Source organism: Albidovulum aestuarii (assembly GCF_029961185.1).
Classification (GTDB): domain Bacteria; phylum Pseudomonadota; class Alphaproteobacteria; order Rhodobacterales; family Rhodobacteraceae; genus Albidovulum; species Albidovulum aestuarii.
The window spans coordinates 196687-220696 of sequence record NZ_JASBQQ010000001.1; the positions used below are offsets into that span (position 1 = coordinate 196687).

Consider the following 24010-nt stretch of genomic DNA (forward strand, 5'->3'; position numbering starts at 1 on the left):
CTGCCATCGAATCTGCGCCATGACACGACGCGGTGCAACTACCCACTCGGCATCGCCCCCTTCGATCGGCGAAAAGTCTCCTGCGGGTCAGGCGGGCGACACTGCGCGCCGGTACAAATGCCATGTCGCATGGCCAAGAATGGGCAACACAACGGCAAGCCCCAGAAGCAGGGGGATGGAGCCGAGAACCAGCATCCCCGCGACAATTCCGCCCCAGACCACGACCGTGACAGGGTTCTTTCGCGCCACTTCGACCGATGTCACGACCGCGACCGGCAGCCCGACGGGACGGTCGATCAGAAGGGGAAACGAGACAACGCTCGTCGCCAGGACCAGAAGCGCGAAGAGAAACCCAACGGGCACACCCAGCGCGATCATCGCCCAGCCGGGACCGGTGGTCAGGACCTCGGACAGGAAGATGCCCGCCGAGGCCGGAAGATCCGGGCCCATCGTGATCTGGAAGATGAAATAGGCCGTCAGCATCCACATGAAGAAGACAAAGAAATGCGCGATGCCCAGCACGAGGATCGCCCCGAAACGTGGGGATTGCAGCACGGCAAATCCATCCGACCAACTCGTCGGCCGTCCGGCTTCCCGCTGGCGGCTCATCTCGTAAAGCCCGACTGCCGCGGCAGGTCCAACCAGTGCGAACCCCGAGACCAGAGGAAAGATCAACGGCAGCATGCTGTTGTGAAATGCCGCCCAGATCAGGCAGGCGCCGATGATCGGATAGAGAAGGCAGGCCCCGATGACATCGGTGCGCAGGGCCGCGAAATCCGCCACCCCCTGCCGCAAGGCCGCCCGAATATCCTCGACACCAATACTTTGAACTTGTGGCGGCGCCGTGTGCGCTCCGCCCAGTTCTCGCGCCACCTCGCCAATGTCATGCCCCGCGACACCGAGCATGCGCGTTCCCCATGACAAGGGGTTGCCGATCGTCTTGGTCATGGCCGTTCCTCCGCGTTGCCATCGGGCAGCGCCAGTCGGTCGCCGAAGCGCACCAGCCTCGCCCCTGACAACCGGGCGGCACCGACAGATTCAGTATAACACGACCCGCCCCGCCAGCCGCACAACTTTCGGAGAGTGCGTTGCGAGCTTGCCCATCGTGAGTCACGTCAAAAAACTGCGCTGACAGCGTACAGAGACGGTAGAAACCGACCGCACTACGGTGTAGGGGCAGGCCATGACCTCGACACTCACGCTTCGCCGCCCCGACGACATGCACCTGCACCTGCGCGATGGCGCGATGCTGGAGGCAGTTCTGCCCGAAACGGCGCGTCATTTCGCCCGCGCGATCATCATGCCGAACCTCGTACCGCCGGTGGTGACGGCAACGGACGCCGCCGCCTATCGCGACCGGATCATGGCCGCCCTGCCCGGGGGCATGGCGTTCGAACCGCTGATGACGCTCTACCTGACCGAGGCGACCGATCCGGCCGATGTTGCTGCCGCCCATGCGAGCGGTCTGGTGAAGGCGGTCAAGCTCTACCCCGCCGGGGCGACGACCAATTCCCAATCGGGCGTGCGCGATTTCGACAAGGTGCGGGGCGTTCTGGAAAAGATGGCCGAGATCGGCCTGCCGCTCTGCGTCCATGGTGAGGTGACCGACAGCGACATCGACATCTTCGACCGCGAGGCAGTGTTCATCGACCGCGTCCTGGACCCGATCCGGCGGGCAACCGCGGGCCTGCGCGTGGTTATGGAACATATCACCACGAAGGACGGCGTCGATTACGCTCGGTCACAGGGCGATGATCTGGGCGCCACGATCACCACCCATCACCTGATCATCAACCGCAACCATATCCTCGCAGGCGGCATTAAGCCGCATTACTACTGCCTACCGGTTGCCAAGCGCGAAAGCCACCGGCTGGCTTTGCGCGAAGCCGCGACGAGCGGCGAGGCGCGGTTCTTTCTCGGCACCGACTCGGCCCCTCATGCCGATCACCTGAAGGAACATGCCTGCGGCTGCGCCGGCTGCTTCACCGCGACGAATACGATGTCGATCCTCGCCCATGTCTTCGAGGAAGAGGGCGCGCTCGACCGGCTTGAGGCCTTCACCGCGCTGAATGGCGCGGCCTTCTACTGCCTTGCCCCGAACGACGCCGGTATCACCCTGCAAAAGGGCGACCCTGTCGCCTATCCGGCCAAGATCGAAACCGGCGCCGGACCCGTCACCGTCTTCGACCCCGGCTTTCCGCTCCACTGGCGCGTCGCGCCCTGACCCATCCTCCTCGTCACCTGCGGCGCTCGTCGGACCCGAGGAGAAGCCGCAGGCGCACGACGAGGGCCCCGCGAAAGGACTGACATGATCCCCTCCTCCTTCCCCCCGAAAGACGAGATCGCCCGCCTGACCGCGCGGATGCTGCTGGAGATCAAGGCCGTGCATTTCAACGCGGCAGAGCCCTTCATTCTGGCCTCCGGCCTGCCGTCGCCGACCTATATCGATTGCCGCAAGCTTATGTCCTATCCCCGCATCCGCTCGACCCTGATGGATTTCCTCGCGGTTACGGTGATGCGCGAGGCGGGCTTTGAGGCCTTCGACAATATCGCGGGTGGCGAGACAGCGGGCATTCCTTTTGCCGCCATGGTCGCCGAGCGGCTGGCCCTGCCGATGACCTACGTCCGCAAGAAGCCCAAGGGCTACGGCCGCAACGCCCGCATCGAGGGTGCCATGAGCGAGGGCCAGCGGGTTCTGCTGGTCGAGGATCTGACCACCGATGGCGGCTCGAAACTGAGTTTCGTCGATGCGATCCGCGACACTGGCGCCACCTGCGCCCATACCGCCGTCATCTTCTATTACGGCATCTTCCCGGAAACGGTGAAGACGCTCGGCGACCATGGCGTGGCACTGCATCATCTCTGCACCTGGTGGGACGTTCTGGCCGAGGCCCGCGAATCGGAAACTTTCGATTCCGAGACGCTCAACGAGGTCGAAGCCTTCCTCACCAATCCCCGCCCCTGGCAGGAAGCCCGGAAAAAAGCCTGACGTGGCGGAACCGGCCAGACGTCGCCTGATCCATTCCGGGCACGCGGCGCAAATGTTGACACACCTGCACCGGAAGCCGCAGGATATGGTAGAGCAGCGCTTTTCCACAGGCCATCCACAGCAATATACAATTTGCATGGCCACCTCTGATCGCGCATATCCCTTGGCCATCAACGGGGGACAAGATGAACGACGTGGCGACGATCCGTGCGGTGCGGCCGCAGCCGGAAAACGATACGCTTCCGCATAATATCGAGGCCGAGCAGCAGCTTCTCGGCGCGATCCTGACGAACAATGACATCTACGACCGGATCGCGGCGCTCGTGAAAGCCGAGCATTTCTTCGAACCCGTCCACGGCCGCATCTTCGAGATCGCCGTAGCGCGCATCCAGAAGAACGCGCTCGCCTCGCCGGTGACGCTGAAGGGCTTTCTGGAGGAAGACGAGGGGCTGAAGGCGCTTGGCGGGCCGGCCTATCTGGCCCGGCTCGCCGGCGCCGCCATCTCCGCCTTCGCCGCGCGCGACTATGCGCAGATGATCTATGAACTGGCGGTGCGCCGTGAGTTGATGCGGCTGGGGCAGGAGATCACCGACCGCGCCAAGACCATCGAGGTCGACAACGACCCGAAGGACCAGATCACCGAGGCCGAGCAGAGGCTTTATACGCTGGCCGAACAGGGCACGGTCGAGAAGGGCTTCGTCTCGTTCCTGAAGGCCACCACCGAGGCCGTGCAATCGGCACTTGCCGCCTATCAGCGCGATGGCGGCCTGTCGGGCGTCTCCACGGGCCTTGCCGATCTCGACAAGAAACTCGGCGGGCTGCATCCCTCCGACCTTCTGATCCTTGCCGGGCGCCCGTCGATGGGGAAAACCTCGCTGGCGACCAACATCGCCTTCAACATCGCCAAGGCCTACAAGAAGGGCAAGAAACCCGACGGTAGCGAAGGCGCGGTTCAAGGCGGCGTCGTCGGTTTCTTCTCGCTGGAAATGTCAGCCGAACAGCTTGCCGCGCGGATCCTGTCGGAAGCTTCCGAAGTGCCGTCCGAACAGATCCGCCGCGGCGACATGACCGAGGCCGAGTTCCGCCGTTTCGTCGAGGCTGCAAAGGCGCTGGAGACCTGCCCGCTTTACATCGACGACACGCCGGCCCTGCCGATCAGTCAGGTGACCGCCCGCTGCCGCCGCCTGAAGCGGACCCACGGGCTCGATGTCGTAATGGTCGACTACCTTCAGCTTCTGCGCGGCACTGGCAAGGGCGACAACCGGGTGCAGGAGATTGCCGAAATCTCTATGGGCCTCAAGGCCTTGGCCAAGGAACTTAGCGTTCCTGTCGTAGCCCTGTCGCAGCTCTCCCGTCAGGTCGAAAGCCGCGACGACAAGCGGCCGCAGCTGTCGGACCTGCGCGAATCCGGCTCGATCGAACAGGACGCCGACGTTGTCATGTTCGTCTACCGGGATGAGTACTACAAAGAACGCGAAAAGCCCGGCGATCATGAACTGGAAAAGATGGCCGCCTGGCAGGAGATCATGGAACAGGTCCATGGCAAAGCCGAAGTCATCATCGGCAAGCAGCGTCATGGCCCCATCGGCACCGTAGAACTCAGCTTCGAAGGCCGCTTCACGCGCTTCGGCAATCTTGTGAAGCCCTGGCAGCAGGGCGGCGGCGATTTCTGATCCAACCGGTTTGTGACTGGACAGGGCAGCAGCGCGTTGCGACGCTGCCTCATGCGCTGGCTTTTCCTCTTCTTCATCCTCGCGCTGCCCGCCCGGGCGGAGGAGGTCGATCTGGAACTGCTGCTGCTTGTGGATGTGTCGCGCTCCATGTCGCCTGCCGAACTGGAATTGCAGCGCCGCGGCTATGCCGAGGCATTGCGCAGCGACAGCGTTGCCGCCGCACTCGGACGATCGCTGACCGGTCGGATCGCGCTGACCTATGTCGAATGGGCGGGCGAGTTCCGCCACACCACGGTGCAGGACTGGACCCTGATCGAAAGCCGGGCGGATCTAGATTCCTTCGCCGAGACGCTCGAACAGCGAAAGACGGCCACGCAAAGCCGCACCTCGATTTCCTCGGCCCTGCGCCACGGGGCTTTTCTGATGGATACGAACGGGTTTGAGGGGCTGCGCCGTGTCATCGATATATCGGGCGACGGGCCGAACAATCAGGGCGGTCTGGTGACGAAGGCCCGGGACGAGGTTCTGGCCCAAGGAATCATCATCAACGGATTGCCCCTGATGACCTATGATGCCGGCACCGCGATGTGGCGGATCGACGACTTGGACGTCTACTACGCCGAATGCGTGATCGGCGGGCCGGGCGCTTTCGTCCTGCCGGTCAGGGAGTGGTCCGATTTCGCCGCGGCCGTGACCCGCAAGCTGGTGCTCGAGATTGCGGAGACGCAGCCCGAACGGCTGATCCTCGCGCAGGCAAGCACACTCTATGACTGCCTGATCGGTGAGAAGATGTGGCAGCGGCTCCGACGTGACTTTGACATTCCCTAAGTCGGGCGAAACGGCCCTTGCCTCGTTCCGGCGCGCCTGCCAAAAGGTCGCTTATGGCCGGATCCACTCTTACCATCGACCTCGACGCGATAGCCGCCAACTGGCGGGCGCTTGCCCACGCGTCGGGCCATGCCGAGGCCGGGGCGGTCATCAAGGCCGATGCCTATGGGCTTGGCGCCAGCCGCGTCGGACCGGCCCTTGCAATGGCGGGGGCACGGCGGTTTTTCGTGGCACTTACCGAAGAGGGCGTGTTATTGCGCAGGGCCCTTGGACCGGGCCCCGAAATCTATGTCTTCTCAGGCCACATGGCGGGGGACACAGGCTCTATAAGGGATCATGCGCTTTTTCCGCTCCTGAACGCGCCTGAACAGGTTGCCCGTCATCAATCCGCCCTGCCCGGCCATCCCTTCGGGATCCAGCTCGATACCGGCATGAACCGGCTTGGCATGGAAGAGGCAGAGTGGCAGGAGCTGTCTGCCGACCTCATCGCCGCCGGGCCGCGTCTGATCATGTCGCACCTCGCCTGCGCGGATGAGCCCGATCACCCGATGAATGCGACGCAACTCGCGGCCTTCCGGCGGATGACCGACGGCCTGGCTGTAGCCCGATCGCTTGCCGCGACCGGTGGCATCCTGCTCGGACCCGACTTTCATTTCGATGTGACCCGTCCCGGTGTCGGCCTCTATGGCGGCCTGCCCTTTGCGAACGCTCGGCCGGTCGTTCATCTGTCATTGCCGGTTATCCAGATTCGAGATGTCGCGGCAGGCGAGACGGTGGGTTATGGCAACGCATGGGCGGCAACCAGGCCGTCCCGCATCGCGACTCTGGCTGCCGGCTATGCCGACGGGCTGATCCGGGCAATGACCGGTCGCGCGCAGGTCTTCACCGGCGATACACCCTGCCCGCTGGTCGGGCGGGTATCGATGGACATGATGGGGGTGGATGTCACCCATCTGCCAACTGCGCCCGAGATACTCGATATCCTTTGCCCGGCCCAGGGCGTCGATGCACTGGCCGAAGCCGCCGGGACCATCGGCTATGAAATCCTGACCGCTCTCGGCAACCGGTACGAGCGCAGCTACACCGGCGCCGCCGCATGAGCGTCCTTGCCCCAATCGCGGCCCTTGGCCGGTTGGTCCTTTCCGGGCTCGCAATGCTCGGCCGGATAGCGATCTTTGCCGGAGAAACGCTCAGTCACCTTGTGCGCCCCCCCTTTTACCCGAAAGAATTCCTCGCGGCGCTGATGCAAATCGGCTGGTTCAGCCTGCCGGTCGTGGGCATGACTGCGCTGTTTACGGGTGGTGCTCTGGCCTTGCAGATCTACGCAGGTGGCGCGCGGTTTTCGGCCGAGGCGGTCGTACCCTCCATCGTCGCCATTGGCATGGTGCGGGAGCTTGGCCCGGTCCTGGGCGGGTTGATGGTGGCCGCACGGGTGGCGTCGTCCATCGCGGCCGAGATCGGCACGATGAAGGTCACAGAACAGATTGACGCGTTGACAACTTTGTCCACCAACCCAATGAAATACCTCACAGTTCCGCGCGTTCTGGCGGCAACCTTGGCGGTGCCGGTCCTCGTCGCCGTCGGCGACAGCATCGGCATCTTCGGCGGCTATCTGGTGGGCGTGAACCGGCTGGGCTTCAACCCCGCCACCTATCTCAAGAACACCCGCGAATTCCTGGAGGTCTGGGACATCGTCTCGGGCCTCTGGAAGGGTGCTGCCTTCGGCTTCATCGTGGCGCTCATGGGCTGCTATTACGGGATGAATTCCGGGCGCGGCGCCCAAGGCGTCGGACGGGCGACAAAAGCCGCCGTCGTCGCGGCCTCCGTCCTGATCCTTGCCACCAACTACATCCTGACGGAGGTGTTTTTCTCCGCATGATCGAGCTTCGGGACGTCCACAAGGCTTTCGGCAAGAACCGCGTGTTGCGCGGGGTGAACCTGACCGTGCCCTCGGGCGAAAGCATGGTGATCATCGGGGGCTCTGGCACCGGAAAATCCGTTCTTCTCAAATGCATCCTTGGCCTTGTTCACCCGGACAGCGGCGCCATCCTGCTGGACGGGGAAGATGTTGAGACAGCGGCACGCGACGCCTTCCTTGCCCGCTTCGGCATGCTCTTTCAGGGCGGCGCGCTCTTTGACAGCCTGCCGGTCTGGCAGAACGTGGCCTTCCGCCTTCTGCGCGGCTCGCTGAAGCGTCCGAAGGATGAGGCGCGGGAAGTCGCCATAGAAAAGCTGCGCCGCGTCGGGTTGAAACCCGATGTAGCCGACCTCTTCCCGGCAGAACTCTCGGGCGGCATGCAGAAGCGTGTGGGCCTTGCCCGTGCGATAGCGGCCGATCCGGAAGTCATCTTCTTCGATGAACCTACGACCGGGCTCGACCCGATCATGGCGGGGGTGATCAACGAACTTATCCGCGAGATCGTGACCGAGATGGGTGCGACGGCGATGACGATCACCCATGATATGACCTCGGTTCGGGCCATCGCCGACCGCGTGGCGATGCTGCATGACGGGGTCATCCAGTGGACTGGGCCTATCGCCGAGATGGACACGACACCAGACCCTTACGTCCAACAGTTCACGCATGGCCGCGCCGAAGGACCGATTGCGGCGGTACGCTGATCCGGATCGCCGTCCGGCGATTTGACAGCTTCGCCTTGTGACGCCTAAGCTGGTCGTATCAATTTCAAACATTCCGGGCTGGAGACCAACAATGACTTCGGCTCAGGGCGCGGTTCCCGCCCTTTACATACTGTTCGTATTACTCTGCGCCCCGCCTCTGCTTGGAGCGTACTTAGGATTGCGCCGGGCGCGCCTTGCCTCGGACCATACGTCTGGTGGCAGCCTCTTCCTCGTCGGTGCAATATTTTCGGCGGCGGCATTTTTGTTCAATTTTGGCGTGACGTTTGTTGCAACCATCAGGATAGCGGGCGGCGCGTTTGAATTTGGGCTGTCGCATGCCATAGCCGCCGCCCTTGCCTGGTTCTGCTTCTGGCTGTGGCTGGCGATGGTTTTTTTACGAAAACGGCGATCCCGGCATCGGATTTCGTAGAGCCGGGCCTTGCCCGCCAGAAAACGCCATGTATCCATTGCGCCATGATCCGTACCGCCAACCTTGCCCTGCTCGTTCTGTTCCCGGTATCGTGGTTTGCGCCACTGTTGCGCGCAGGTCTGCTGCCGTTCTTCGACCTCGACTCCATCTCGGTCGTGACCGGGCTGCAGGCGCTCTGGGAAAAGGATGTTGTGCTGGCGCTCGTCGTCACCTTCCTTGCGATCTTTGCGCCCTATATGAAAACGATCGGTCTCGCGCTGGTGCAGTTCCGCCTCGCCTCGCCGCGCATCCTCGGCGTCCTGCACCTGCTTGGACGGCTGGCGATGGCCGATATCTTCCTCATTGCGCTCTATATCGTGCTGGCCAAGGGCGTTGGAGTAGGGCGGGTCGAAACCGCCTGGGGGCTTTATCTTTTCACGGCCTGCATTCTGGCGTCTTTGGCGATCTCGTTCCGTACCGAACATGAACGATTGCCGTCCAAAAGCCGCTGACACGGGTTGCTCCATCTTCCCTTGCCGAGAAGCGCAGCTTCGGGCACGTAGTGCACATGGCAAAATCAGGCCCCTCTTTCACCTGCACTGAATGCGGCGCGGTCCACAAGAAATGGACCGGGCGCTGCGATGGCTGCGGCGCTTGGAACTCTATTGTCGAGGAAGCGCCGCTTACGGCCGGTCCGGCGTCAAAAACGCTGGGCCCGGCGCGTGGGCGGCAGATCGAACTGACAACGCTCGCGACCAAGGAGGTCCCGCCGCCGCGCGCGTCGTCGGGCCTCGGCGAATTGGACCGGGTGCTCGGCGGCGGGCTGGTTCCCGCCTCTGCCATTCTTGTCGGCGGCGATCCCGGTATTGGTAAATCGACATTGCTGTTACAAGCCGCCGCCAGTTTCGCACGGCAGGGTCTTTCGTGCCTATACGTCTCGGGCGAGGAAGCCTCGGCCCAGGTCCGTATGCGCGCCCAGCGGCTGGGGCTGGCTGATGCGCCGGTGCAGCTTGCCGCGGAGACCAGCCTGCGCGACATCCTGACGACACTCGATACAGTCAGACCCGACCTCGCGATCATCGATTCGATCCAGACGATGTGGTCGGACAACGTGGACAGTGCTCCGGGCTCTGTCGCGCAGGTCCGTGCCGCCTGCCACGAGTTGGTGAGTTTCGCCAAGAAACGCGGCACTTCGGTCATCCTCGTCGGCCACGTCACCAAGGAAGGCCAGATCGCTGGCCCCCGCGTGGTCGAACATATGGTCGATACCGTGCTTTACTTCGAGGGTGAGCGCGGCCACCAGTTCCGCATCCTGCGCGCGGTCAAGAACCGCTTCGGCCCTGCGGATGAGATCGGCGTCTTCGAAATGACCGGCGCCGGACTGGCCGAGGTTGCCAATCCCTCGGCGCTCTTCCTGTCGGACCGTGGGCAGGCCAGCCCCGGCTCGGCCGTCTTCGCCGGCATCGAAGGCACGCGGCCGGTTCTGACGGAGATTCAGGCGCTCGTCTCACCCTCTCCGCTTGGCACGCCGCGTCGCACAGTTGTGGGCCTCGATTCCGGCCGGATATCCACCATTCTCGCGGTTCTGGAGGCCCGTTGCGGGATTCCCTTTGCCGGGCTCGACGTCTTTCTGAACGTCGCCGGAGGCATGCGCAGCACCGAACCGGCGGCCGATCTGGCGGTCGCAGCGGCGCTTCTGTCGGCGCGCGAAGATGTTGCACTTCCGCCAGACATGGTGATTTTCGGTGAAATCAGTCTTTCCGGAGCCCTACGTCCTGTAGGACAATCGGAAAACAGATTGAAAGAAGCAGAAAAACTTGGTTTCTCACAGGCGATCGCGCCAGAAAGAAGCAAGATCACCGGGGGCGGCGGGATGCGGGTACGAAAGATGCCCGATCTCATAACGTTTGTCGGCGATATGTTCGCGGCAGGCTGAACGCAAGGAGCGAGGGCATGGAAGGCTTTACGATCGTTGATGCCGTAGTTGCGGCAATCATTCTTATATCCGCGATCCTCGCCTATGGGCGTGGTTTCGTGCGCGAGGTTCTGGCCATTGCAGGCTGGGTCGCGGCGGCCGTCGTGGCCTTCCTTTTCGCACCCCAGGCCGAACCGCTGATCCAGCAGATCCCGGTACTGGACAAGTTCCTTGGCGATAGCTGCGAATTGTCGATCATCGCGGCCTTTGGCGGTGTCTTCGCGGTGGCGCTTATCGTCATGTCAATTTTCACGCCGCTCTTTTCTTCTGCAGTCCAACGCTCGGCGCTTGGCGGCCTCGATCAGGGGCTAGGTTTCCTCTTCGGGGTGCTGCGCGGCATCCTTCTCGTTGCTGTCGCCTTCGTGGTCTATGAGCGGGTTCTGGTCGACTCCACCATCCCGGTCGTCGACAAATCCCGGTCCGCCGAGGTTTTCGCCACGTTCCAGGACCGCCTGAACGAGGAGATGCCGGAAGACGCTCCGCGCTGGATCACCGAGCGGTATCAGCAGCTTGTCGGCGCATGCGGCGCACCCACCGAGACCGCACCGACGACGGCCAACTGAGAATCCTTGGCTGTCACGCCCGGTCTTGTGTGACATGGGCGTGACATAGGCGGCGTGAGCCTCTAAACGGGGGCCAAATCCCCTGTACCGGATTCGGAGACCAGGCCCATGCGCCCATTCCTGAGCCACCCCTTCGACGACGACAAGTTGAAGGAGGAGTGTGGTGTCTTCGGCGTGATCGGCGTGACCGATGCGGCCAACTTCGTGGCGCTTGGCATGCATGCGCTTCAGCACCGCGGACAGGAGGCTGGCGGCATCGTCGCCTATGACCCGGAAACCGGGTTCAACAATGCCCGCCGCTTCGGTTATGTGCGCGACAACTTCACCAAGGCCGATGTGATGGCGACCCTGCCCGGGTCGCTTGCCATCGGCCATGTCCGCTATTCCACCGCCGGTTCGAAGGGCGCCACCGCCATCCGTGACGTCCAACCCTTCTTCGGCGAGTTCTCCATGGGTGGCTGCGCCGTTGCCCATAACGGCAACCTGACCAATGCAACCCAGTTGCGGAAAGACCTTATTGAGCGCGGCTCGATCTTCCAGTCCTCGTCCGACAGCGAATGCATCATCCACCTGATGGCGCGGTCGATCCAGAAGAATATCCCCGAACGAATGAAGGACGCTTTGCGCGCGGTCGAAGGCGCGTTTTCCGTCATCGCGATGACCCGGACAAAGCTGATTGGTGTCCGCGACTCCCTTGGCGTCCGCCCGCTGGTGCTGGGCAAGATCGGCGACGAGGGCTATGCGCTTTCCTCCGAAACCTGCGGCCTCGACATCATCGGTGCCGACTTTGTGCGCGAGATTGAGCCGGGCGAGATGGTCGTCATCTCGAAGGGCAAGGTCGAAAGCTCGCGCCCCTTCGGGCCCGCCAAGTCGCGGTTCTGTATCTTTGAACACGTTTATTTTTCGCGCCCCGATTCGATTCTCGGTGGGCGATCTGTCTACGAGACCCGCCGCCAGATCGGTGTGGAACTGGCCAAGGAAAGCCCGGTCGAGGCCGATCTCGTCTGCCCCGTGCCCGACAGTGGCACCCCGGCGGCGATCGGCTTTTCGCAGCAATCGGGCATTCCCTATGCGATGGGGATCATCCGCAATCAGTATATGGGCCGGACCTTCATCGAGCCGACCGAACAGATCCGCAATATGGGCGTCCGGCTGAAGCTGAACGTCAACCGGGCACTGATCCGCGGCAAGCGGGTGATCCTTGTCGACGACTCGGTCGTGCGCGGCACGACCTCCCGCAAGATCAAGGACATGATCCTCGACGCGGGCGCCGCCGAGGTCCATTTCCGCATCGCCTCGCCCCCCACCGCATGGCCCTGCTTCTACGGTGTCGACACGCCCGAGCGCGAGAAGCTCCTCGCCGCGACGATGAGCGAGGACGAGATGCGCGACTGGATCGGGGTCGACAGCCTCAAATTCATCTCGCTCGACGGCCTCTACCGCGCCGCGGGAGAGGCTAAGGGCCGCGACAAGACCTGCCCGCAATATTGCGACGCCTGCTTCTCGGGCGAATACCCGGTCGCGCCATCAGACCAGATCGCCAAGGGCTTTGCGATGAAGGCGGCGGAGTGAGCGACCATCCGGTCCGCTACCGCCCCCACCATTTCCTCTGCTCGCTCGGCTTCGAGGGCAAGGGTTACTCCGACGACTTCACCGCCAATATGACGGCTATCGTCATGGGGCGTTTGCGCGCCGACGGGGGTGATGAAACGAAGATAGAGGTTACAGGTGCCACCGACGATATCTGCGCCCCCTGCCCCAAGCGGCGCGGGCGGCTCTGCACCAATGAGCCGAAGATCAAGGTTCTCGACCGTGCCCATGCCGCTGCCTTGAAGCTGGAACCACGGGAGCAGCTCACATGGGGCGAGGCCAAGGCCCGTATCCGCGAATATGTCCCGCCGGGCAGCCTCCGGACGCTCTGTCAGGGCTGCGAATGGGAGCCTTACGGCATGTGCGAGGCCGCCCTTGCCCGCCTCCACGAAGACCAGAACTGATCCAATGAAAAACGCCGCCCCGAAGGGCGGCGTTTGAGCCTTTCGTCTGGAAAGGCCTGAAGATCAGGCCTTACGGCCCTTCAGCGCGGCCCAGCCGCCCGAAACGATGACGGCTGCAAGCACGGCCTTCACGGCATCACCGATCAGGAACGGCGCCATGTAGTATTGCCAGATCATGCCAAAGCTGTCGGCACCCCATTTCGCGGTGTCGATCCCGGCGACCTCAGCCAGCGACATCGCCCAGAGAACGCCCGGGATGTAAAGAAGCGCCGAGGCGAGCAACGCTACGGCAGCAGTGCCGACAACGCCCTTAACACCGCGATCCGCCGCATATCCGACGATGGCCGCCATCATGACAAAGCCCACGAGAAACCCGGCGGTCGGGCCAAAGAAGGCCGCGCCGTTGCCGCCATTGGCGAAGACCGGCAGGCCCATCGCGCCTTCGCCGAGATAGGCGATCAGTGTCAGCGCGCCCATCCGCGCGCCGAAGGTCAGGCCGACGATCAGGATCGCCAGCGTCTGCAGCGTCATCGGCACCGGCAGCATGGGTACCGAGAACTGCGCCGCGATGGCGATGAAGAGCGATCCGCCCACCACCATAAGCGCACGGGTCAGAAGCGATTGCGACGGCGCAAGGGCCTTTGCAAGGGTCATCAGCGGAATCCTTCCTCTGGGTCAAGTTGCGCCGCAATTTCGCGGCAGCGCAGCGACAAGTCAATCTCTTCTGTTGAATTGCTACGCGCGCAATGCGAAAGGGGCGCCATGAACAACGCATCTCAGACCAGACTCGCCCTCGTCACCGGCGCCTCTCGCGGACTGGGCTTCGCCATGGCCGCCGCCCTTGCCGCAAAGGGCTGGCATGTGCTTGCCACTGCCCGCACCGTCGGAGGGCTGGAAGAGCTTGACAACCGCATTCAGGCGGCAGGCGGCAGCGCCACGCTCGCGCCGATGGACATCACCGACGATAAGGCGATGAACCATCTCGCGAGCTCCATTGCCGAACGCTGGGGCAAGCTCGATCTCTGGGTTCATGCCGCGATCCATGCAGCGCCGCTTGCGCCTGCGGGGCATCTCGACCCGAAGGATTTCGACAAGTCTGTCGCCTGCAACCTGCGCGCCACCGCGTCTCTTATCCCGATGTTGGAGCCCCTGCTGCGCGCTGCGCAAGGCACCGCCCTCTTCCTCGACGACCCGCGCGGCGGCGAGAAATTCTTTGCCAGCTACGGCGCCACCAAAGCGGCCCAGATCGCGCTCGCCCGCAGTTGGCAGGCCGAAAGCGAAAACATCGGCCCCCGCATCCTGATCGAAACTCCGAAGCCGATGGCCACCGCCACCCGCGCCCGCTTCTTCCCCGGCGAGGACCGGACCCAACTCGCCGATATCCACGAGGAAGCGGAACGCGTGCTCGCCCGCCTCTGACTGCTTCTTCATTGCCTCAAATACCCCGGTCGCAAGCAGCGCGGAAACCGCGCTTCGGCGCGGGGCACCCGCGCCGGGCCCCGGGTGAGGGCCATGGGTGGGTGGGCGGGGCCCGAACCCGGGGCCATCGCCGCTTTACCCTCCCGCCTTGCTCGTCTAATCAGGGGCAAAGCATCAGGGGCCCGGGCATGCGTATCCTCATCACCAACGACGACGGCATCAACGCCCCCGGGTTGGAGATTCTCCAGTCGATCGCAGAGGATATCGCGGGCCCTGAGGGCGAGGTCTGGACCGTCGCGCCGGCCTTTGAGCAGTCCGGCGTCGGCCACTGCATCTCCTACACCCATCCGATGATGATCGCGAAGCTCGGGAAACGCCGCTACGCGGCCGAAGGTTCCCCCGCCGATTGCGTGCTTGCGGGCATCTATGACGTGTTGCAGGGCGGTCGCCCCGACCTCGTCCTCTCCGGCGTCAATCGCGGCAACAACTCTGCCGAGAACGTGCTTTATTCAGGCACCATCGGCGGCGCCATGGAGGCGGCGCTGCAAGGCGTCCCGGCCATCGCGCTTTCCCAGTTCATGGGACCGGCGACACAGGACCTCTCCACACCTTTCGAAGCGGCGCGCGACCACGGTACGCAGGTCGTCCGAACGCTTCTCGACAAGGGGCTCTGGGATGGCAGCGACTACCGGCTCTTCTACAACGTCAACTTCCCGCCCGTCGCGGGCAAGGATGTGAAGGGCCTGAAGGTCGCGGCGCAAGGCTACCGCACCGACACGTTCTTTGGGGTCGAGCCACATATCTCGCCTTCGGGCCGCAAGTTCCTCTGGATCAAGGGCGGGCCGCAGCATCACCCGACCGCGCCTGGCACCGATGTCGCGGTCAATCTCGACGGCTGGATCTCGGTCACGCCGATGCGGGCGGACCTGACCGCGCATGACACCATGGCCGAGTTGGAAGCACGGCTGTCATGACCGACGCCGCCGAACTCAAGATGCGTTTTCTTTATGCGCTGCGTTCGCGCGGGGTGACTGACGGACGCGTCCTGTCGGCGATGGAGAAGATCGACCGGGGCGTTTTCGTCAAGGGCCTCTTCGCCGAACGCGCCTATGAGGACACGCCTCTGCCCATCGCCTGCGGCCAGACGATCAGCCAGCCCTCGGTGGTCGGGCTGATGACTCAGGCGCTGGAGATCAGCCCGCGCGACAAGGTGCTGGAGATCGGCACCGGCTCGGGCTATCAGGCGGCGATCCTTTCCCAACTTGCCCGCCGGGTCTATACGATCGACCGCCACCGCAGACTGGTGCGCGAGGCCGAGGAGGTCTTTCGCAAGCTCGACCTCACCAATATCACCGCGATGACCGGCGATGGCAGCCACGGCCTGCCTGATCAAGCGCCGTTCGACCGGATCATTGTCACAGCAGCCGCCGAGGACCCTCCGAGCCCCCTATTGGCTCAGTTGCGCGAAGGCGGTATCATGGTGCTGCCCGTCGGGCAGTCGGATACGGTGCAACACCTCATCAAGGTGACCCGCACCGCCCAGGGCTACGAGTACGAGGAATTGAGGCCGGTGCGCTTCGTGCCGCTGGTCGAGGGGCTGGGACAGGACTGAACGACAGCCAGCCCGTTTTGAAACACGAAACGCCCGACAATAAGGGCGAGCGAGACGAGGATGCGAGCCATGACCATTTCCCGCCCAACAGTCTTTCTGCGTGCCGCCCTTCTTGGCGGCAGTGTGCTGGCGCTGGCCGCCTGCGACCCGGACGGTAATTTTGATCTCGACATGCGGAATTTCGGTCAGACCGACTTCGATACGACATCGGCGGCCAATCAGGCCACCCAGCCGCGCCCGGTGCCGGATGCACGCGGTGTTCTGACCTACCCGAACTATCAGGTTGTGGTGGCGCGCCGGGGCGACACGGTTGACAGCGTCGCTGCCCGGGTCGGCATAGCGCCGGTGGAACTGGCCAGCCATAATGCCATTGCGCCGGGCACCCTGCTGCGTGAGGGCGAGGTTCTGGCCCTGCCGCGCAACGTGGGTGGCGCTCTGACCCCGGCTGCCCCCGGCACGATCGACGTCACCACCATTGCCTCGGGCGCCATCGACCGCGCGGGCGGGGCGCCAACCACCGTGACGCGCCAGCCGAGCAGCACCATCGCGGCAACCGAACCGATCCGCCATCGTGTCATGCGCGGTGAGACTGCCTATTCCGTTGCGCGGCTCTACAACGTTGACGTGAAGGCACTGGCCGACTGGAACGGTCTCGGACCCGATCTGACCGTGCGCGAGGGTCAGACATTGTTGATCCCGGTCACCTCCAGCGCTGGCGCCCCACGCGATATCGTAACCGCACCGGGCGAAGGCTCGCCTACGCCCACTCCGCCCTCGGCCTCGACACCGCTGCCGGACGAAAAGACCCAGCCTGCGGCGAAACCGGTCGAGACGCCGAAACAGCCCGATCTTGGATCGCAGACGACGGCGGCCTCAAAGTCCAAACTGGCCATGCCGCTTCAGGGCAAGATCATCCGCGGCTACAGCGCCAAGACCAAGGGCATCGACCTTGCCGCCGCCGCAGGTACTGCCGTCGCGGCGGCCGATGACGGGCAGGTCGCCGTGGTGACGAAGGACACGCAGGAAGTGACCGTGATCGTCGTCCGCCATGCCGACAACCTTCTGACCTTCTATGCCAATGTCAGCGATCTGAAGGTCAAGAAAGGCGACAAGGTAAAACGCGGCCAGCCCATCGCGTCGGTCGCGAAAACGGATCCGGCCTTCCTGCGCTTCGGCGTCAGCATCGGTCCGAACAGCGTCGATCCGATGCCCTATCTTCAGTAGGGTGGATTTTAAGAGACGCGCGCGCGCCTAGCTCGCGCGCGCCTCGTGGGCTGCCTCTGCGCCGACCCGGCGGCGGAAATCGGTCGCGAACATCGTACGCGTGAAGCGGCCGAGCCCGGACGGATGTTCCCCGAAACTGTCGAGCCGTGACAGCAGCACGGATTTCACGCGCTGATCCACCTCGGTCGGGATCTCCCGCCGCTGGCCAAAACGGAACTCCGACAGCGGGCGCTTGTAATCCGACGCGCGCCACGCCTCGATATCGTATTCCGTCTGCCAGAGCGGCGCTTCCTCCAGCGTCTTGCGGAAGGGAACATGCAGCATGACACAGCGGTAAAACCCGATGATCGCGTCAAGCATCGCTGTCGCCTCCCGGTCCTCGTCGCCGAGAAGATCGGCGATGGACGCACCGAGGAAGTCGAGCGCCTCCTGCACCAGAACGAACCGGCCGATCATCGAGTATTTCGACAAGAGGTTGCCGCCAAGCTCCCCGCTGATGAGCCCGTCATAGTTCCGGGTGCTGGCCTCAACGCAGGCTTCACGTGTATCGAACAGCTCGCTCTGGTTCTCTTCCAGATAATCCGTGATCATCTGGCGGAATTTCTTCGGCGCCTTTTCGAGATGTTCCAGCATATGGCGCACGACCAGATAGGGCCGAACGCCCTTGTCGCGGGCGAACTGGAAGGCCTCCTGGAAATTGTCCTCATAGAAGAAGATCGTCAGCAGCAGGTGGAACGCACGGGTGTCGAGATAATCCTGGAATGTGAAATCCGACGATTCGACCACCATCTCCTCGGTCTCCACCACCGTCTCGTCGCCGGTATAACGGCCAAGGCAGCGCGCGACGATCCGGTGCTTGGTGCGCAGACCGAACTCTTTGCGGCTTTCAGGATTTGCCAAGGGCGCACCATGCAGCAGCATAAGCTGATGCGCGGCGACCCGGCTGACGCCGGTCTCGATCAGGTCGTCGACCGCCTTCATGAAGCTTTCCTTGGTCTCGCCCGGCATACACAGGATCAGTTCGCCGTAAGACTGCATGCCCTGATCGTGCAGTTCCTTCTGCACCTCGGAATAGGTGTCGAGCGAGATGTTGTCGCGCTTGATGTTCTTCAGCACCACCGGGTTCAGCGACTGAACCGATGACGTCATCGGAAGACGCCCCTTGGCCTTGCGCATCACCTTGATAATGCGGTCGCCACGGTTCTTGCCGGTCGTCGTGCGGATGTATTTTGGCCAGTCATACGTATCCATCAGATGGCCGAGATAATCCGCGACCTCTTCGTCCTGCACATACATGCCGAAATTGTCGTCGGCGAAGCACAGGGGGCTCGACCGGTCGATGCGTTCGACGATGTAGTCGAGATCGGCCTTGGTGCGTTCGAAGGAATGCCGGAAGACCTTGGAATTCGACTTCACCGAGGAATTGCAGAAGGTGCAGGTGAACGGGCATCCCCGCGCAAGCTGCATCAGCGCAAAGAGCTTGGTATGGAAGAACTTGTCCATGAACCCGCCGAGATACGGCGAAGGGATCTCGTCAAGATCGCGCATCCGTTGCACTTCGCCGCCGCGAATGATCTCACCGGTCTTGCGGTCAACATAGAGCGAACCGTCAATGGCCTCTTCAAACAGCCCCTCGCGCCGCTCACCGACCTCGATATAGCGGTTGATGAGGTTCAGGAACGCCCGCTCGCCCTCATAGGTGGGGCCGCGCACATGGATGTCGATCAAGGGCATGTCCTGCATCCAGCTGGCCTGCTCGGCCTCGGTCAGCGGGAAATTCGGGCCGCCCATCAGCGTGACTACATTCGGATTGCGCGCCTTGACGTAGTCGGCGAAGGACAGCGCCAACTGGTGGTTCCACGCGTAACTCGCAAAGCCGATTACATCGGGCACCGCCGCATCGATCGCCGCCTTCAACTCTTGCGGATCGCGATAAAGGCTTACCTCCAACCCCGATTTGGGTTTGGCGTATTCGCGCGCATAGGCGGCAAGGTTCGCCACGCCCAAGGGATAGGTGTCTGAGGTTGCAGTGACGAGGTTGTGGCCAAGATCGGCCAGATAGAGTCGCATATATCGGCTCCGGGAATACCTTCAAGAACGACGATCAGACTAGCAACTCAGCCGCAAAATAGAAAACGCTTTCCTGCGATTGGTCACCGAAGGAAGGGATATCCATACCGTATGACTGGATTGTGGCCTACAGCGTGACGCCACGTCGCCCGGCGAGGTCGGTGAAGTATTGCCAGGCCACGCGACCCGATCGCGCGCCGCGCGTGGCTTGCCATTCGATGGCCTCGGCCCGCAGGGTCGCATCGTCGATCTGCACTCCGTAAGCGTCGCAATATCCCCGGATCATCGCCAGGTAGTCGTCCTGGCTGCAAGGGTGGAAGCCGAGCCACAGCCCGAACCGGTCTGAAAGCGAGACCTTTTCCTCTACTGCCTCGGACGGGTTGATCGCGGTCGATCGCTCGTTCTCGATCATGTCGCGGGGCATCAGGTGTCGGCGGTTCGAGGTGGCGTAGAATATCACGTTGTCGGGCCGTCCCTCGATCCCGCCATCCAGAACCGCCTTCAGGCTCTTGTAATGCTGGTCGTCATGGGAAAATGACAGGTCGTCGCAGAAGAGGACAAAGCGGTGTTCACGTGCAGCACGCAGATGCATCAGAAGTCGGCCGACTGAAGGCAGATCCTCGCGCGCAAGCTCCACGATCTTCAGCGTGAAGCCTTGCCGCCGCACCTCGGCGTGAACCGCTTTCACGAGCGACGACTTTCCCATCCCCCGCGCGCCCCAGAGGAGCGCGTTGTTGGCGGGCAGTCCGCGCGCGAACTGAAGCGTATTGGCCAGTAGCGTGTCGCGTGACCGGTCGATTCCGACCAGGAGCGGCAGATCGACCCGGTTGACCTCCAGGACCGGTTCCAGACGGTCAGGTTCCACATGCCAGACAAACGCCTCCGCCGCCTCGAAATCCGGCGCCCTGCGGGGCGCAGGGGCGAGGCGTTCCAGCGCCTCGGCGATGCGGGTCAGGATGTCGTCATTCATGCCTTTTTGGTCTCGTCCTCGGGCTCATCGTCATCGAACTCGTCAAAGAGGCTCTCATCCTCGCCGATGATACCTTCGGCGCGGGCCTCTTCGTCCTTCTTCTTTTCCACCCATTGAACGAGCAGGATCGACACTTCGTAGAGCCCGTAGACAACGGTAAACAGCATCACCTGCGTGGTCACATCCGGCGGCGTGACGACGGCGGCAACAGTCAGGATGCCAACCACCGCGTATTTTCGCACCCCGCGCAGCCCGCGCGAACTGGCGAGACCCGCCTTGCCCATCAACGTCAGCAGGACCGGAAGCTGAAAGCAAAGCCCGAAGGCCACGATCATCTTCAGCGTGATGTCGAGCGTCTCGTTGACCTTGCCGTTGAAGACGATGTTGATGCCCTCATCCGTCGCCGGGCTGGTCAGGTCGTCGCCGGAGATGACCGCAGCGAAATAGGACGGCAGATCGGCAAAGCCGAGGAAGAACTGCATGGCCAGCGGTACGACCACGAAATGGGCAAAGGACGCACCGATCAGGAACAGGACCGGCGAGGCGATCAGGAAAGGCAGGAAAGCCTGCTTTTCGGTGCGGTAGAGGCCCGGTGCCACGAAACGCCACATCTGATAGGCGATGACCGGGAAACCCAGCGCCAGACCACCCACCATTGAGATGCGGATCAGGGTAAAGAAGTACTCCTGCGGCGCGGTGTACTGCATCACCGGATTGGCATTGCCGAGATTGCGCATGGTCTTTTCGATCGGCAACAGCAGGAAATCCAAAAGCATGCTGCCGAAGGAAAAGCAGACCACCATTCCGACGAGGAAAGCCGCCAGCGACCAGAGGATGCGGGTTCGAAGTTCCGCCAGATGCTCGATCAGCGGCGCGGTCGAATCGTCGATATCGTCCTTGCTCATGCCTCACCCTTCTTCGCCGGGGTCTTTGGCTTGGCCGCTGCCGTCTTCTTGGCTGCTGCCGGTTTCTTGGCGGGCGTGGCTCTGACCGGGGCCCTAGCCGCAGGCTGCTTGGCTGCGGGTTTCGCGGCCGCTTTCGCCGGTTCCGGCTTTGGGGCCGGTTCCGGCTTTGCCTCGGGTGCCTTCGCGGCCTGGCTTTCGGCCAGCTTCGCCTTGCGCTCCGCGGCCTCGGCGGCCTTCTTGTCGGCCAAAGCCTGCGTCGCGGGCCCTTTCGGCGTGGTCGAGCCCTTTGCCGGGTCCCATTTCTCGAACTTCGAGGCCGCCTTGTCCAATGCGTCCAGACCGAGGTTCTTCTTGGATGTCATGGCCTTGAGCTCATCCGCCGTTTCCTTGACGCCGGTTTCCTTGGCCGCATCATCCATCGCGCGCTGGAACTCACGCCCCATCGCGCGGGCCTTGGCGGTAAAGCGCCCCAGCGTGCGGAACATTCCGGGCAGGTCTTTTGGACCAACCACGATCAGCGCCACGACGCCGATGAGCAGAAGCTCACTCCAGCCGATGTCAAACATGTCGTTCGCGCCCCTTCAGGCGAAAGCCAAGGCTCAGACCTTGTCCTTCTTATCCTCGGGGGTCACGTCGCGGGCTTTGTCAGCCGAAGCCTGTTCAATCTCTTCGGTGCCGTCCTTCACGCCCTTCTTGAAGGCGGTGATGCCCTTGCCGACCTCACCCATGAGCGACGAGACCTTACCGCGACCGAAAAGCACCAGAACCACGACTGCGATCAGAAGAAGGCCCGGAATGCCGATATTGTTGAGCATGTGTATCTCCCTAAGGCGCATCCCCTCGCGCCCTTATGTTGCCCTACCGATGTAATCCCTCGCCGCGCCTGCTCAAAGCGACAAAAGTCCGATAAAGTGGCCCCGGCCCCTTGCGAGGCCCCGGCAACTGACAGTATTTTGTCAGTTGCCCCGCCGGAAGGTCCGTCCATGCGCCGCAATGACCGCCTGTTTCAGCTTCTGCGCCTCCTGCGGGACGGTCAGTTGCACCGTGCAGTGGACCTGGCCGAAGCGCTTGGCGTATCGGTCCGCACGATCTGGCGCGACATGGCGACACTGATGGAGCGCGGGTTGCCGGTTTCGGGCGAACGCGGCGTAGGTTACGTGCTGCGTGATCCGGTCACGCTGCCGCCGATGGCGCTGACCAAGGATGAATTCGAAGTCCTGCGGCTTGGCATTTCACTGGTCAGCGGCGCCGCCGATCCTGTCCTGAGCCGCGCGGCAGCCAGCCTGCGCGCCAAGATCGCCGCCGTATCTCCGGCTGATGCGGGTGACACCGGCGTCGACACTTTCGTCTTTTCCAGCGCCGAGGCCGCCCGCGCGGCACCGCATCTGGGGCTGATCCGCCGTTCGGTCAGGGAGCATCTCACCCTGTCGTTGGCCTATCGAGGGGCAGAAGCCGGGCGAGTACGGCCCCTGCATCTCGACTACTGGGGCAAGGTCTGGACACTGACATGCTGGAGCGAAAGCAGAAGTGATTTCCATATCTTCCGTGTCGACCTTATTACATCCCTCAGCCACGATGGAGGGGCATTCCTTCCCGAACCCGGCAAGACGGTCGAAGACTATCTTGCCCGGATCGTTCCGGCCTGATCCCTAAGCCAAACGGGGAAAGACGAAGCAGCGGTCGCGGCGGATCATCAGCCACATGACAGTACCCGGTTTTGGCAGGAACACGGCGGGAACCGTGGCCTTCAGCATTTCGCCCCCGTCGTCCATACGGAATTCCACGAGGCTCTCGCGGCCCATGAAGCGGGCGCGTTCCACACGCGCGCGGGCCGCTGTCCCGTCAGTCGGCGTCGGGTTCGGGCCGCGGCCCGCGCGGTCAAAGTCGATCTTGAGGTGCTGGGGGCGGATGACGATTTCCACCTCGGTCCCATCGGGCACGCCGGGCGCGAGGAATTCGCCGAAAGGCGTGCGCGTGAGGGCGCCCTGAACTTTCGCCCGCAAAATATTGATATCGGAAAAGAAAGCGGCAGCTTCACGATCCACGGGTGCATTGTAGATATTGTAGGGCGCACCCTGCTGAACAATCTTACCCCGCCGCATCAGAGCAATCTCGTCGGCCATGCGCATCGCCTCATGCGGCTCATGCGTGACGAGAAGGACAGCGGTGCCCTCCTCCTTCAGAAGCGCCAGCGTATCGTCGCGGATACCGTCACGGAGGCGTTCGTCGAGACCGGAGAACGGCTCATCCATCAAAAGGATACGCGGCGCCGGCGCCAAGGCGCGCGCAAGCGCCACTCGCTGCTGTTCTCCACCTGAAAGTTCATGGGGATATTTCGGGCCAAAACCCGATAGCGACACCCGTTCAAGGAGCGCGTCCACGCGGGTCGTGGCAGCGCCTTTCAGGCCGAACGCGATGTTTTCTGTCACACTCAGATGCGGGAACAGCGCGAAATCCTGGAACATCAGTCCGATAGAGCGCCGTTCCGGCGGAATGCGGAAGACTGTGTCGCAGATCAGATTGCCATCAACATGGATCGTGCCCTGATCCTGCATGTCGACACCTGCGATCATCCTGAGCGTCGTCGACTTGCCGCAACCGGACGGGCCAAGAAGGCATGTCACCTGCCCCGCCTCGATGGTCAGCGAGACATCGTCCACCACGATCCGCCCGTCGAAACGGCGTACAAGGTTTCTGACCTCAAGTCTCGGCGGTATCCCGGTCACGTCATTCCCCAACCCTGAGCGATTTTCTCAG

26 protein-coding genes are annotated in these 24010 nt (G+C 63.0%); 18 read left to right on the forward strand and 8 right to left on the reverse strand.

What is annotated here, in order from left to right; all coding sequences use genetic code 11:
* Positions 1 to 87: 87 nt before the first annotated feature.
* Positions 88 to 948, reverse strand: a complete 861-nt coding sequence (locus tag QKW60_RS00990; protein ID WP_282365760.1) for a DUF2189 domain-containing protein — start codon at positions 946 to 948, stop codon at positions 88 to 90.
* 235 nt (positions 949 to 1183) lie between these two features.
* Between QKW60_RS00990 and pyrC the strand changes: the two genes are divergently transcribed.
* The 13 genes from pyrC to QKW60_RS01055 all read left to right on the forward strand — a co-directional run bounded on the left by pyrC (position 1184) and on the right by QKW60_RS01055 (position 13053).
* Complete coding sequence (gene pyrC / locus QKW60_RS00995; protein ID WP_282365761.1) at positions 1184 to 2224, forward strand: dihydroorotase; 1041 nt, start codon at positions 1184 to 1186, stop codon at positions 2222 to 2224.
* 84 nt (positions 2225 to 2308) lie between these two features.
* Positions 2309 to 2989 carry an orotate phosphoribosyltransferase gene (locus tag QKW60_RS01000; RefSeq protein ID WP_282365763.1) on the forward strand — a complete coding sequence of 227 codons (681 nt, stop codon included), beginning with the start codon at positions 2309 to 2311 and terminating at the stop codon, positions 2987 to 2989.
* A 185-nt stretch (positions 2990 to 3174) separates the two neighbouring features.
* Positions 3175 to 4662: a replicative DNA helicase gene (locus QKW60_RS01005; protein WP_282365764.1), complete on the forward strand. Its 1488-nt coding sequence runs from the start codon at positions 3175 to 3177 to the stop codon at positions 4660 to 4662.
* A 51-nt stretch (positions 4663 to 4713) separates the two neighbouring features.
* Positions 4714 to 5490 (forward strand): DUF1194 domain-containing protein, encoded by a 777-nt coding sequence (locus QKW60_RS01010; protein ID WP_282365765.1) that lies wholly within the window; start codon positions 4714 to 4716, stop codon positions 5488 to 5490.
* A gap of 53 nt (positions 5491 to 5543) precedes the next feature.
* Positions 5544 to 6590, forward strand: coding sequence for an alanine racemase (gene alr / locus QKW60_RS01015; protein WP_282365766.1), 1047 nt, complete (start codon positions 5544 to 5546; stop codon positions 6588 to 6590).
* Positions 6587 to 7369 carry an MlaE family ABC transporter permease gene (locus QKW60_RS01020; RefSeq protein WP_282365767.1) on the forward strand — a complete coding sequence of 261 codons (783 nt, stop codon included), beginning with the start codon at positions 6587 to 6589 and terminating at the stop codon, positions 7367 to 7369. The genes alr and QKW60_RS01020 overlap by 4 nt, the downstream gene beginning before the upstream one ends.
* A complete protein-coding gene (locus QKW60_RS01025; protein ID WP_282365769.1) occupies positions 7366 to 8112 on the forward strand; it encodes an ABC transporter ATP-binding protein in 747 nt (248 codons plus the stop codon). Before QKW60_RS01020 ends, QKW60_RS01025 begins: the two co-directional genes overlap by 4 nt.
* 91 nt (positions 8113 to 8203) lie before the next feature.
* Positions 8204 to 8542, forward strand: coding sequence for a hypothetical protein (locus QKW60_RS01030; protein WP_282365770.1), 339 nt, complete (start codon positions 8204 to 8206; stop codon positions 8540 to 8542).
* Between the two features lie 44 nt (positions 8543 to 8586).
* On the forward strand, positions 8587 to 9033 hold the full coding sequence (locus QKW60_RS01035; protein WP_282365771.1) for a paraquat-inducible protein A: 447 nt from the start codon (positions 8587 to 8589) through the stop codon (positions 9031 to 9033).
* Between the two features lie 56 nt (positions 9034 to 9089).
* Positions 9090 to 10457: a DNA repair protein RadA gene (radA, locus tag QKW60_RS01040; protein ID WP_282365773.1), complete on the forward strand. Its 1368-nt coding sequence runs from the start codon at positions 9090 to 9092 to the stop codon at positions 10455 to 10457.
* A gap of 17 nt (positions 10458 to 10474) precedes the next feature.
* Complete coding sequence (locus tag QKW60_RS01045; protein WP_282365774.1) at positions 10475 to 11059, forward strand: CvpA family protein; 585 nt, start codon at positions 10475 to 10477, stop codon at positions 11057 to 11059.
* A 108-nt stretch (positions 11060 to 11167) separates the two neighbouring features.
* Positions 11168 to 12631, forward strand: a complete 1464-nt coding sequence (gene purF, locus QKW60_RS01050; protein WP_282365776.1) for an amidophosphoribosyltransferase — start codon at positions 11168 to 11170, stop codon at positions 12629 to 12631.
* Positions 12628 to 13053, forward strand: coding sequence for a DUF1284 domain-containing protein (locus QKW60_RS01055; protein WP_282365778.1), 426 nt, complete (start codon positions 12628 to 12630; stop codon positions 13051 to 13053). The genes purF and QKW60_RS01055 overlap by 4 nt, the downstream gene beginning before the upstream one ends.
* Positions 13054 to 13116: 63 nt before the next feature.
* Here QKW60_RS01055 and QKW60_RS01060 read toward each other — a convergent pair whose 3' ends face one another.
* The gene (locus QKW60_RS01060; RefSeq protein ID WP_282365779.1) at positions 13117 to 13707 is read right to left on the reverse strand and encodes a biotin transporter BioY; all 591 of its coding nucleotides are present in this window, start codon (positions 13705 to 13707) and stop codon (positions 13117 to 13119) included.
* Positions 13708 to 13815: 108 nt separating this feature from the next.
* Between QKW60_RS01060 and QKW60_RS01065 the strand changes: the two genes are divergently transcribed.
* The 4 genes from QKW60_RS01065 (at position 13816) to QKW60_RS01080 (ending at position 17308) form a co-directional block, all read left to right on the forward strand.
* Positions 13816 to 14472, forward strand: a complete 657-nt coding sequence (locus QKW60_RS01065) for an SDR family NAD(P)-dependent oxidoreductase (RefSeq protein WP_282365780.1) — start codon at positions 13816 to 13818, stop codon at positions 14470 to 14472.
* A 188-nt stretch (positions 14473 to 14660) separates the two neighbouring features.
* On the forward strand, positions 14661 to 15446 hold the full coding sequence (gene surE / locus QKW60_RS01070) for a 5'/3'-nucleotidase SurE (protein ID WP_282365781.1): 786 nt from the start codon (positions 14661 to 14663) through the stop codon (positions 15444 to 15446).
* A complete protein-coding gene (locus tag QKW60_RS01075; RefSeq protein WP_282365783.1) occupies positions 15443 to 16084 on the forward strand; it encodes a protein-L-isoaspartate(D-aspartate) O-methyltransferase in 642 nt (213 codons plus the stop codon). The genes surE and QKW60_RS01075 overlap by 4 nt, the downstream gene beginning before the upstream one ends.
* Positions 16085 to 16153: 69 nt before the next feature.
* Entirely contained in the window at positions 16154 to 17308 is a 1155-nt protein-coding gene (locus QKW60_RS01080; RefSeq protein ID WP_419762634.1) for a peptidoglycan DD-metalloendopeptidase family protein, read from the forward strand.
* Between the two features lie 27 nt (positions 17309 to 17335).
* Here the strand turns inward: QKW60_RS01080 and QKW60_RS01085 are convergent, their stop codons facing one another.
* From QKW60_RS01085 to QKW60_RS01105, 5 genes are all read right to left on the reverse strand, one after another.
* Entirely contained in the window at positions 17336 to 19378 is a 2043-nt protein-coding gene (locus QKW60_RS01085) for a B12-binding domain-containing radical SAM protein (protein WP_282365786.1), read from the reverse strand.
* A gap of 127 nt (positions 19379 to 19505) precedes the next feature.
* The gene (locus QKW60_RS01090) at positions 19506 to 20348 is read right to left on the reverse strand and encodes an ATP-binding protein (RefSeq protein ID WP_282365787.1); all 843 of its coding nucleotides are present in this window, start codon (positions 20346 to 20348) and stop codon (positions 19506 to 19508) included.
* Positions 20345 to 21253, reverse strand: coding sequence for a twin-arginine translocase subunit TatC (gene tatC / locus QKW60_RS01095; RefSeq protein WP_282365788.1), 909 nt, complete (start codon positions 21251 to 21253; stop codon positions 20345 to 20347). The genes QKW60_RS01090 and tatC overlap by 4 nt, the downstream gene beginning before the upstream one ends.
* A complete protein-coding gene (tatB, locus tag QKW60_RS01100; RefSeq protein ID WP_282365789.1) occupies positions 21250 to 21819 on the reverse strand; it encodes a Sec-independent protein translocase protein TatB in 570 nt (189 codons plus the stop codon). The genes tatC and tatB overlap by 4 nt, the downstream gene beginning before the upstream one ends.
* Positions 21820 to 21852: 33 nt before the next feature.
* Positions 21853 to 22068: a twin-arginine translocase TatA/TatE family subunit gene (locus QKW60_RS01105; protein ID WP_282365790.1), complete on the reverse strand. Its 216-nt coding sequence runs from the start codon at positions 22066 to 22068 to the stop codon at positions 21853 to 21855.
* 168 nt (positions 22069 to 22236) lie between these two features.
* Between QKW60_RS01105 and QKW60_RS01110 the strand changes: the two genes are divergently transcribed.
* Positions 22237 to 22899 carry a helix-turn-helix transcriptional regulator gene (locus QKW60_RS01110; protein ID WP_282365792.1) on the forward strand — a complete coding sequence of 221 codons (663 nt, stop codon included), beginning with the start codon at positions 22237 to 22239 and terminating at the stop codon, positions 22897 to 22899.
* 3 nt (positions 22900 to 22902) lie between these two features.
* On the opposite strand, the gene QKW60_RS01115 is transcribed toward QKW60_RS01110, so the two are convergent.
* On the reverse strand, positions 22903 to 23979 hold the full coding sequence (locus QKW60_RS01115; RefSeq protein ID WP_282365793.1) for an ABC transporter ATP-binding protein: 1077 nt from the start codon (positions 23977 to 23979) through the stop codon (positions 22903 to 22905).
* Positions 23980 to 24010: the final 31 nt, after the last annotated feature.